The organism is Ruminococcus sp. XPD3002 (assembly GCA_900119535.1).
In the GTDB taxonomy this organism is placed as follows: Bacteria; Bacillota; Clostridia; order Oscillospirales; family Ruminococcaceae; genus Ruminococcus; species Ruminococcus flavefaciens_H.
The window spans coordinates 122287-133502 of the sequence record FPJT01000009.1 but is presented as its reverse complement, the minus strand read 5'-3'; the positions used below and the strand labels follow the sequence as shown (position 1 = coordinate 133502).

Annotated in this window: 12 protein-coding genes; 10 read left to right on the top strand and 2 right to left on the bottom strand. The window is 43.7% G+C overall.

The window, feature by feature from the left end; genetic code table 11:
• Positions 1-6: 6 nt before the first annotated feature.
• Entirely contained in the window at positions 7-369 is a 363-nt protein-coding gene (locus BT127_RS09870; RefSeq protein WP_075424839.1) for a hypothetical protein, read from the bottom strand.
• A 591-nt stretch (positions 370-960) separates the two neighbouring features.
• Between BT127_RS09870 and BT127_RS16835 the strand changes: the two genes are divergently transcribed.
• The 5 genes from BT127_RS16835 to BT127_RS09850 are packed head-to-tail and all read left to right on the top strand — an operon-like array spanning position 961 to position 4369.
• Complete coding sequence (locus BT127_RS16835) at positions 961-1122, top strand: hypothetical protein (protein ID WP_175541951.1); 162 nt, start codon at positions 961-963, stop codon at positions 1120-1122.
• Positions 1109-1708: a signal peptidase I gene (gene lepB, locus BT127_RS09865; protein ID WP_075424838.1), complete on the top strand. Its 600-nt coding sequence runs from the start codon at positions 1109-1111 to the stop codon at positions 1706-1708. The genes BT127_RS16835 and lepB overlap by 14 nt, the downstream gene beginning before the upstream one ends.
• A 1-nt stretch (position 1709) precedes the next feature.
• Entirely contained in the window at positions 1710-2630 is a 921-nt protein-coding gene (locus BT127_RS09860) for a class C sortase (RefSeq protein ID WP_075424837.1), read from the top strand.
• Positions 2614-3723: a Cna B-type domain-containing protein gene (locus tag BT127_RS09855; protein WP_075424836.1), complete on the top strand. Its 1110-nt coding sequence runs from the start codon at positions 2614-2616 to the stop codon at positions 3721-3723. Before BT127_RS09860 ends, BT127_RS09855 begins: the two co-directional genes overlap by 17 nt.
• Positions 3713-4369: a sortase gene (locus tag BT127_RS09850; RefSeq protein WP_075424835.1), complete on the top strand. Its 657-nt coding sequence runs from the start codon at positions 3713-3715 to the stop codon at positions 4367-4369. Before BT127_RS09855 ends, BT127_RS09850 begins: the two co-directional genes overlap by 11 nt.
• A 79-nt stretch (positions 4370-4448) precedes the next feature.
• Here the strand turns inward: BT127_RS09850 and BT127_RS09845 are convergent, their stop codons facing one another.
• Positions 4449-5117, bottom strand: a complete 669-nt coding sequence (locus BT127_RS09845) for a CPBP family intramembrane glutamic endopeptidase (RefSeq protein WP_075424834.1) — start codon at positions 5115-5117, stop codon at positions 4449-4451.
• A gap of 160 nt (positions 5118-5277) precedes the next feature.
• Between BT127_RS09845 and BT127_RS09840 the strand changes: the two genes are divergently transcribed.
• The 5 genes from BT127_RS09840 to BT127_RS09820 all read left to right on the top strand — a co-directional run bounded on the left by BT127_RS09840 (position 5278) and on the right by BT127_RS09820 (position 11057).
• The gene (locus BT127_RS09840; protein WP_075424833.1) at positions 5278-5847 is read left to right on the top strand and encodes a Maf family protein; all 570 of its coding nucleotides are present in this window, start codon (positions 5278-5280) and stop codon (positions 5845-5847) included.
• A 5-nt stretch (positions 5848-5852) separates the two neighbouring features.
• A complete protein-coding gene (locus BT127_RS09835; protein WP_075424832.1) occupies positions 5853-7115 on the top strand; it encodes a DUF1015 domain-containing protein in 1263 nt (420 codons plus the stop codon).
• Between the two features lie 452 nt (positions 7116-7567).
• Entirely contained in the window at positions 7568-9022 is a 1455-nt protein-coding gene (locus BT127_RS09830; RefSeq protein ID WP_075424831.1) for an efflux RND transporter periplasmic adaptor subunit, read from the top strand.
• A gap of 2 nt (positions 9023-9024) precedes the next feature.
• Positions 9025-9753, top strand: a complete 729-nt coding sequence (locus BT127_RS09825; RefSeq protein WP_075424830.1) for an ABC transporter ATP-binding protein — start codon at positions 9025-9027, stop codon at positions 9751-9753.
• Positions 9753-11057, top strand: coding sequence for an ABC transporter permease (locus BT127_RS09820; protein WP_075424829.1), 1305 nt, complete (start codon positions 9753-9755; stop codon positions 11055-11057). The genes BT127_RS09825 and BT127_RS09820 overlap by 1 nt, the downstream gene beginning before the upstream one ends.
• The last annotated feature ends 159 nt before the right edge of the window (positions 11058-11216 follow it).

The following is an 11216-nucleotide window of genomic DNA, read 5'->3' as shown; positions in this document are numbered from 1 at the left end:
ATATGTCTATTTTTTATTTTTAGAAGAATTCTTACGAGCCTTAGCGAGTATTTCGTCGGCCTTTTTTCTGGCATTGCTCAAAATATCATCAGCTTCTTTTTTTGCTGCATCGGTTATTTCTTCGGTGCATTTTCTTTTCACCTGATCGATATAATCATCAGCAGTTTTCTGCGCTGTTTCAAATAGTTCATTAAGACTTACAACAGCCTCTGCGATAGAACCCGAATTCTTTATTTTAAGCTCTTTGGAATCAAGCTGGGCTCTGAGAGAATCTATCTCCTCTTTCATCTGCTCCTCATTTTTCTGATACTCATAAATGATCTCTATCAGTTCAGAGCGGCGAAGTTTCTTGAATTCCTTATCAGTCATGTGGTTCACCTATATAAAAATAATATGATGTTAGGAGAGACTGTTTACAATTTGTAGAAATCGTGATTTTGTTTACTCATCAACAAAAAGCTGAACGATTAAAGTTTTACTACAGATTGTTTACTTGTTCCCCCTTAAATTACTTTTTCATTATATCACCGACGCTATGTTTTGTCAATTTATTTTGGCATTTTTTTACGTTTACGACCGAATTTAATGCATTACATACCAATAGAAACGCCGCTTGTTGTGCAACATGACTATATGTTTTTCCGATTCACCAAAAATCAATTTACAATCTGTCTACGCGCACAGATTATTTACAAATAGTATATATAGTGCTATGCAGTTGACTTTACAAGCCTTTTAGTTAGTATTACAATTGGTATATAAAAACATTAAACATACATTTTGTACCATTCCGCAACGTGAATGTGCACAACTCATCACTCTCGTTTTTATCAGATTTGACAGTTTTTTTAATTTTAACAAAGTGTTTTTCCCACTTTGATTGACTTTATCCGCCCTTTGGTTGTATAATGGGTAAAGAGAATTTCTATTTTTATATATGTTATCCCATCGGAGGTATGTATGACTAATAAAGAACTTCGCAAAGCAAAAAAGGATGAGCTTATTGAGATGCTTTACTTTCTGAGAAAAGAAGTAGACGAACTGAAAGAAGAAAATACTGCACTCAGGGCAAAGCTCCTGATCGCAGAATCTGCTCCCAGTGAAGACAATGAACAGATTTAATTCTCTCGAAGACATACCTTCCGCCGATCAGTTCAAACGCGAACTTAACAGGATACGTTATAAAAAAGGATTTTTCAAAACATTGAAAAGTACAGTCAGTTCTCTGGCAGTTACCGCTGCAGCAGCTATAATTCTGTCGGAGGTCTTTCTGCCAGTGGTCAGAGTCACAGGTTCGAGCATGGAACCTGTGCTTTCCAATTCACAGATAGTCCTCTGCAATAAATTCAGAACAGCAGAACGGGGAGACATAATCGCTCTCTATTATAATAAGAAGCTGCTCCTTAAAAGAGTTATTGCAGTTGCAGGTGACACCATTGATATCGACGAAAACGGTGCAGTAAAACTTAACGGTGAAACACTCGATGAACCTTACGTTTCAGCCCAGGCTCTCGGCGAATGTGACATCGAATTCCCATACACCGTCAAGAAAAACCGCTGGTTCGTAATGGGCGATAACCGCGAACTATCCGTGGACAGCAGATATTCCGCTTTCGGCTGTGTGCCCGATGAGAATATCCTCGGAGTCGTCGAATTCAGAATGCTTCCTTTCGATCAGCCGCACTTCCTTGAGGATGCAGGTGGTTAAAATGAAAAAAAAGCGATCGGATATCCTCATAACGATATTTCTTGTCGTTATAATGCTCATCGGTGTTGCAGTTTTCTTTTATCCAGCTTTCAGCAACTGGTGGAATGCAAGAGTTCAGACTCAGATCATCGATAACTACAACAAAGCCGTCGGAAACCTCGATAACTCGGAGAAGGAGAAACTGCTCGAAAAGGCAAGGGAATACAATTCTGCTCTTGACGAACTTGCAGATCCTCTTGCCGATTACGAAAATGTTTCAGGCTATGAAGATATCCTTGATATCACAGGCACAGGCATCATGGGATATATCGAGATACCTAAGATAAACGTATATCTCCCTATATACCACGGTACAAGTCCCGAGGTGCTCAACGTTGCGGTAGGACATCTTCAGGGTTCGTATCTCCCTATCGGTGAGATCGGTCACCATTCGGTAATATCAGCTCACAGAGGTCTTCCTTCAGCAAAGCTCTTTACCGACCTCGACCAGCTTACAGAAGACGACAGATTCAGTATCACTATCCTCGATGAGGTGTATACTTACGAAATAGACCAGATAAACGTGGTACTCCCTACGGAAAACAGCCTTCTCAGGGCAGAACCCGATATGGATATAGTAACTCTGATGACCTGTACTCCTTACGGCATCAATACCCACAGACTTCTCGTAAGAGGACGCCGTGTGGATACAGTAACTGCCGAGGACGAGAACCATGAAGTTGTAAGGATACCTGCGGATGCTGTTATCATCGATAATATGACCACACTTCCGTTTATTATCATTCCTCTGATAGTTATCCTTATCCTCGTCTGGATAAAACAAGGCAAATATAAAAATAAAAAGTATATGTCAGGATATACTGTAAAAAAATATATAGACATTAATGAAAGGCACGGTGAAAAAGATGCAGGTCAAAAATAAAAAAGCTTTATCTGCTTTGTCAATTATAGCAGGGATCCTGCTTATTGTTCCCATGTTCCGCCCATACGAGACAGCAGCGGAAAGCAATAAAAAGATAACCCTTTCCTGCAGACAGGATGATACTATTTTAAACGGTATGGAGTGGACTCTGTATCGGGTAGGCGAACGAAACGGCAATAAAATAAAATTCATCCCCGAACTTAATAACATTTTTATAAGTCTCGGAGATATGTCAGCCGAAAGAGTAAACGCTGCCGCTAAAACTATCGAAAGCTATATCGTAGCCGCAGATGTTGCCCCTACAGCGGTCGGAACTACCGATACTCAGGGCGAACTCGTATTCGACGGACTTGATAACGGTCTCTATCTTGCACGAGGTAAGACTACCCGCGTCAACGAAAAATACTACGTTCCTTCTACTCTGCTTATCGATGTTGACGGCTCGGATACTGATTTCAGCTATGATGCATACCCTAAGTTCTATTACGCTACACTCAGCGGTGAAGCAAGAGTATACACTGTCAAAAAGGTATGGGTGGACGATGACGACTCCTATCTGAAGCGTCCCGTGGACATCACAGTTGACCTCTATAAGGACGGTGCTCTTAACGATACCGTAACTCTCAGCGAAGAAAACGACTGGAAATATACGTGGAATACTCTGGACGAAATGTCCGAGTGGCTGGTAGTCGAAAGGGAGATACCCGTTCATTACGAAGTTATTATCGATTACAACCAGACTCAGTACCTTATAAAGAACTCCTACAACCCGAACTTAGTAGTTGACGGCGGAGACGAAAAAGTCACAACAACAGTTCCCGAGGCTACCATACCTCACGTTGAAACTACAGTAACTGCCGTTACTACAAATGTTGAGACTACAACGCCTCCTCCCGGAACAACAGAGCCTCCGAAGTCGACCGTCCCCTCTTCAACAGCACCGCCTCCGCAGACAACAGTTACCACAACAAGCGGAAAACTGGCTCAGACAGGACAGCTCTGGTGGCCTGTACTTCCTCTTTCATTAGGCGGTATCCTGCTTATAGGCGCAGGTATCTCACTCCGCGGCAGAAAGAAAAACGATGAAAAGTAATTCATGGATCTTAGTCGTAACACTGGGAGTATTATGCATCCTCTCAGCATTCCTGCTTTGCTGGCACAACGTCCGTCAGAGTAAAGACGCCGCAGATGCTTCCGAAAGCGTTATCGAGATACTGAAAAACAAGATACCCGATGAATACGTCGATATCACCGAAGCCACTCCGCCAAGCACCGAAGAGGACCTGTTCGCAGAATACGAAAAAGACGAACCCGAAAGCAAGTCTGATGCAGGTATCGTTATCGACAAAAATTCCTACTGCGGATATATCAGTCTCCCCTCCCTCGGACTTGAACTTCCCGTAATGAGCGACTGGAGCTACGATAAGCTCAATATCTCGCCATGCAGGTACAGCGGTTCGGCAGAAACAAACGACCTCATCATCGCCGCACACAACTTCTATTCGCATTTCGGCAAGATTGATGACCTTGTTTCAGGAGACCGGATAGTATTCACAAATACACTCGGAAAAAAATACATCTACACCGTTGCTTATACCGAAGTCATTGACGGTGAAGATATCACCCAGATGTTCAGCGGTCAGTCGGAAGAATGGGATCTTACGCTCTTTACATGTACGCTCAGCGGTAAAAGCAGAGTTACTGTACGTGCAGACCTCGTTCCCGAAGAGACCACCTGAAAACCTATATAACGATAACAGCCTGACAGGACGCTCCATACATGATCTGCGGAGCAGCCTGTCAGGCTGAAAGTTTTTATCACGAACCCAGAAAAAGCAGTACAAGAATATCATACGCCGAGTGAAGAAGCATAGTAAAAACTATATTCCTGCTTCGTATGAATGTCCAGCTGAAAAGTACACTCAGTCCGATGATCTGAAGGAACAGGAAATGCGTCAGGTTCTGTTCGAGAACGCCCATATGATACCATATCGGGAAGTGTATCAGGGTGAACATCACTGCATTTACTGCTACGGGAAGTATCAGCTTGTCCGATTCCTTCATAGTGGCGTTGAGAAGCCAGCCGCGGAATACCAGTTCTTCCGACAGTCCAACCAGAATATACGGTATCAGCATCTCCCAGCGGATATTGTCGGCAAGCTTTACAGTGCCGTGTGCCCTGTAGGATACAAACAGAAAATATCCCACCATTGCCGCAAACAGCAGCCACCACCTTGCCATAAACCGATTGCTGAACATATTCGGCATCTTTATATACATGTTCTTGTTGAAAATCTTTATCAGTATAAATGCAGGCAGTGCCCATACTGCAAGCTTTACTCCGCACTTTGCAAGCTCGGTCATGAACTCCGTTCCGAAATGCGCTGACAGCTTCTCAGCAGCAAACAGCTCGAACCACGCCCATACACCGTAGAACAATACCGTATATATAATAAGTACGGCTGTCAGTTTTTTATTTTTTATCATATGTTATCCTCCTTATTTGAGTTCAATTATATCATTTTAATAAAGCACTGTCAACTATATGCGGAAATAAGTTTCTATTTCCGTTAACTTTTTCTGTTGACACTAATGATGTAATATGTTAAAATGTTTTGTAGGATCTTAGAAACAAAGGAATGATGTTATGGATATTATACTTGCCTCTGCATCTCCGCGCAGACGCGAGCTTATGAAGCTTATAACCGAGAGCTTCACTGCTGTCTCAACTGACGCCGACGAGACTCTCCCCGAAGGAATACAGCCCGACAAGGCTTCCGAATACCTGTCCTGCGTTAAAGCCGAGGCTGCCGCTGCTTCGTACCCTGACGCCCTTGTCATAGGTTGCGATACTGTTGTTATCGTGGATGACTTCATCCTCGGAAAACCTGTAGGAGAAGTTCAGTGCCGCGAGTTCCTTTCGCTGCTTTCGGGCAGGTCCCACCGTGTAATTACAGGATGCACTCTTATATATAAGGGCAACAAGCGCACATTCAGCTGCTCTACGGACGTTAACTTCCTGGAGCTCTCCGATGATGATATCGAAAGATATATCGCCACGGGAGAACCCTTCGACAAGGCAGGAGGATACGGTATACAGGGTAAGGGCGCACTTCTTATCGAGTCCATTTTCGGCGACTATTTCAACGTTGTGGGACTTCCTGTATCCATGCTCAACCGAGAACTAAACTCGTTCATAAATTCTGTAAAGGAGTAATATATATGAATTCAACTGCTTTCCACTCTGCGGATATCCTTATCCCGAAAAGTACTGCCGACATGCATAAATGGTCCGTTATCGCATGCGATCAGTACACAAGCGAACCCGAATACTGGGAGGCTGCCGAAAAAGAAGTAGGCGATGCCCGCTCCACACTGCGTCTCATCCTTCCCGAGATCTTCCTGGAGGATAAAGATGTCGCTCAGCGTATCGACAAGATTCATTCCGCTATGGATGATTACCTCGCAAAAAACATATTCGACAAGTATAAAGACTCAATGATCTACGTTGAGCGAGTTCAGAGCAACGGCATAATCCGTAAGGGTATCGTAGGTGCTATCGACCTTGAACAGTACGACTTCTCAAAGGGAAGCACTTCACAGGTTCGTGCTACCGAGGCAACTGTAGTCGAGCGTATACCTCCCCGTCTTAAGGTCAGACAGGGTGCCGCACTGGAGCTTCCACACATAATGATACTTATTGACGATCCCGAGGATAAGGTCATCGGCCAGCTTAAGCCTTCAGATATGAAGCAGCTCTATTCAACTGAGCTCATGCAGAACGGTGGAAGCATCAGCGGTTATCTCGTTGACAAGGATACTCAGGAGTGCATCGACAAGGCTCTTGCTTCACTTGCTGATCCCGATGTATTCAATAAGAAGTACGGCCTTGAAAATACACCTGTACTCCTTTACGCTATGGGCGACGGAAACCACTCCCTTGCAACTGCTAAGGAATACTACGAACAGCTTAAGAAGTCCGCTCCCGACAAGGACTTCTCCAACCACCCTGCAAGATATGCTCTTGCCGAGATAGTGAACCTCCACAGCGACGCTCTGAAATTCGAGGCTATACACCGCCTTGTATACGATGTTGACGTAAACGGGCTCATCAGTGAGATGACTTCTGCTCTTGCTCTCAGCGAAAATGCATCCGAGCAGTATTTCACCTGCTGTACTTCAGAAGGTGAAAAGAAGTATTTCATCGGAAAGACCTCATCGAACCTCTCTGTAGGCTCACTCCAGAACTTCCTTGACGGATACATAAAGTCAAAGGGCGGTAAGATAGACTATATCCACGGTAAAGAGAACGTAAAGTCACTTGCTGCAAAGCATAACGGTATCGCCTTCATACTCCCAGACATGGATAAGTCACAGCTCTTCCCGACAGTCATCAAGGACGGCGCTCTCCCGCGCAAGACTTTCTCTATGGGACACGCTGACGACAAGCGCTTCTATATCGAGGCAAGAAAAATAACAGATTAATACAGTTTCCCCCTGTCAGAACGATTATTTCGTATCTTTCAGGGGGATTCCTTTAATATTACAAAAAAGTAATATTAAAATTCTAAAATGTTATTATTCGTCACATTTCACATTCAGGCAGTTCCATTTCAATCTTCATCCGTTACACACGCACAAATATTATCCTTTCATTGACAATTCTTAAAGTTATATTTTTTTAGCTTAAGAAATATTTCAGAAATTCTTATGCAAATAATTATTGACAAAACTGAATTTATGTGCTAATATATTAGTGTATTAAGCGTATGATACAATTTGCGTTGGTTTTTCAGCAGTTCTTACAAATCGTACCAATGATATTAGTTCATATTACACTAAGCATCAACGAACTGCGAACTGTTTGAACTATAGCGCTTCATACATTAAAACTAATGTTAAAACGAATGTTGGATTTGGAAAGGAGAATTGTTCGTATGAACAATAAGTACATCTTAAAGGCACTGGCTGTAGTTTCTGCCTCTGCTTTAATGCTTTCAGGCGCAGTTTCCTGCGCTTCACAGACCGTTGACCTCGGTCCTACATCAGGAGCTTACACGCTCGAGCACCAGACAGTTGAGAACTATATCAACGTTACAGGTTCAGTTGAGGGCTCAAACGAAGTAAAGATCACAAGCGACCTTAATACAAAGGTCAAGCAGCTGAACGTTGAGGTCGGCAGCAGCGTCAAGGAGGGCGACGTATTATGCGTCTTCGACAGCTCCGATCTTCAGACAGAGTACGACAACCTTAAGGCAAGCTTTGACAAGACAGGCGAGAAACAGCAGAGTCTCCACGAGATCAATCAGCGTGCTCTCAACACTGCAAAGTCAGACAGAGATGCTGCTGTCAACGCTGCTCAGCGTGCTATCGACAACGCAATAAGTGCCCGTGACAAGGCTTACAGCAGATACAATCAGGCTGAAAGCAGAAAGAACGAGCTCTATTCACAGTATGAACAGGCTTACAACGCTGCTTACTCAACAGGCGATGCAACTGCCGAGGCTCAGGCTTCTGCACTGTATGAACAGTACAAAATGGCTGAGAGCGAATACAATACTCTCGGCGACAGCTTAAGCACTTACGACAGCGCTATCGACGAAGCAAATGCTGCTTATGACCGTGCTGTTTCAAGCGGAGATCAGGCTGTACAGGCTGCTCAGGATACTATCAACGCAGAGAAGTTTGAAACAGACAGCTCAACTCAGGCTCAGCTCGACAAGCTTCAGGACAAGATCAACAAGTGTACAGTAAAGGCTCCTAAGGACGGTATAGTTACTACACTCAGCGTTTCAGAGGGAAGCATCCCTACTACAGACGCTATCATGACTCTTGAAGATACTTCTTCACTCCGCATAAAGGTTACTGTCAAGGAAACAGATATCCTCAGCGTACACGAGGGACAGAGCGCTGTTATCACTACAAACGCTACAGGAAATAAGGAGTTCAACGGTAAAGTCGAAAGAGTTATAAACATCTCAAGCACTTCCGCAAACGCTATCACAGGCGAAACAAAGAACAACGGCTATGAAGCTGAGATCGCTGTTGACAATGCTGAATCAGGCCTTCTTATCGGTATGAACGCAAAGGTAAAGATCGCTCTCGAATCAAAGGACGATGTTCTTGCTGTTCCTTATGATTCTATCATCGAAGAGGACGACAAGTGCTATGTATACCTCGCTGAGGGTACAGGCTCAAAATGCACTGCTAAGAAGGTCGAAGTAGAAAAAGGTATGGAGACTTCTTATCTCACTGAAATTTCTTCATCCGAACTCAAGGACGGCGACCGCATCCTCACTGATCCAAAGAATGTCGAGGACGGAAAGAGCGTCAGAGTTTCAGGAAGCTACTATGAAGCTATAACTACGGAAGCTGAGGATGACGGTGAGTAATTATGAGCAAAAGAGTCATTGAGATGAGTAACATCATCAAACGCTACTATATAGGTCAGCCTAATGAGCTTCAGATACTCAACGGCATGAATATAACCGTTCATGAGGGCGAGTTTGTAGCTATAGTCGGCGCTTCCGGTTCTGGTAAGAGTACTCTTATGAACATAATCGGCGCTCTCGACAGACCTACCGAAGGTACATACCACCTTAACGGTACTGACGTAAGCCGTCTTAACGATAAGCAGCTCAGTCAGATAAGAAATAAGGAGATAGGCTTCGTTTTCCAGACATTCAACCTTATCTCAAAATCAAATGCACTGAAAAACGTTGAGCTTCCTATGCTCTATGCAGGAAAATCACGTAAGGAACGCCGTCAGAGAGCTCTCGAGCTTCTCAAACTGGTTGAAATGTCCGATCGTGCGAGCCATAAGCCAAATGAGCTTTCAGGCGGTCAGAAACAGCGTGTGGCTATCGCACGTGCTATGGCTAACGATCCTTCTATAATACTCGCCGACGAGCCTACAGGTGCTCTCGACAGTAAAACAGGTCACCTTGTTATGGATATCTTCCATAAGCTCCACAAGGAAGAGGGCAAAACAATAGTCCTCATCACCCACAGCCCGGAGCTTGCCGCTGAAACTGATCGTATCATCACTATCAGCGACGGAAACATCGTCTCCGATACGGGATATAAGGATCCCGACAGCACGGAAACGGAGGTGAACGCATAATGAAGTTTTGGGAAAACCTTAAAATGGCACTGAGCTCTATCTGGTCCAACAAGATGCGTTCGCTTCTTACAATGCTTGGTATCATCATCGGTATCAGCGCCGTTATAACTATCACTACACTCGGTAATACACTCAGCTCTACATTCAGCAATACATTCCAGAATCTCGGTGCTTCAAACCTTATGGAAGTAATAGTTGCTCCTGATAATCCGGATGAAGAACCCGATGTTGAAGACTGGATAACAATGGATATGATCAAGGGATTCCTTGATAAATATCCCGGCGAATTCTATTTCGGTCAGGATGTACAGGGCGGTGAAGGAAACCTTATCAACTCACAGAAGCAGACAGTAAACGTTTCTCTCACCGGTGGTGCAGAAGGTACTTTTGATTACTATAGTGTAAAAATGCTCTCAGGAAGAAAGATATCCTTCCGAGACAGCCTTGAAGACCGCCATACCTGCGTTGTTTCAGATGTATTCGTAAAGCAGTATTTCAAGGACAACGAAGAGCCTATCGGACAGGAGATCAGTCTCACTGTCAACGAATCTCTCCCTGTAGAATTCACTATCGTCGGTGTTTACAAGTATAACGAAATGCTTCAGGGTATGGGTACAGGAAACACTAAGGAAGAGGATATTAAAACTCCTATGTACATTCCTTACACTATAGCAAGCGAGCTTTCGGGCACATCAGATTATGATGAATACTTCTATTACTGTGTATTTACATTTGATAACTCTCTCACTCCAAGCGAAGCACAGAGTAAAATGGAAAGCTACTTTAATGAGCAGTATGAGCAGATAAAGGGTTGCGGTGTAAGAGTTGTTACAAATGAACAGGTAATGAAGGTTATGTCATCTGCTATCTCTATCCTTACAGTTATCATCTCTGTTATCGCTGCACTTTCACTTCTCGTTGGCGGTGTCGGAGTTATGAACATCATGCTCGTAAGCGTTACAGAGAGAACACGTGAGATCGGTATACGAAAAGCACTCGGTGCTAAAAAGAGTACCATTAAATCACAGTTCGTTACAGAAGCTATTATCATCTGCCTTATCGGCGGTATCATAGGAATCATCGTAGGACTCCTCAACGGCGAGATCGTTGCAGTTATCGCAAACAGCGTTATCCAGTCTGATCCGACTTATGCGGATCTCCTCGGAAACGTATCTATTACACCTTCTATCGGCGGAATAGTTATCTCGCTTATATTCTCAACTCTCACAGGCATCTTCTTCGGACTCTATCCTGCTGGAAAGGCTGCAAAGATGGATCCTATCGATGCTCTGAGATACGAATAATACTTAAGCTGACTACGGAAATTTTCCAACATTCTCTCATCCATATATGCCCCGTTCAAATGAGCGGGGCATATAGTTTTTTTCAGTATTGCACCACGACAAACTCATGTTTTTTCTTGCTTGTCATTCGTATAATTCTTCAAGAGTTAATTTGCGGAG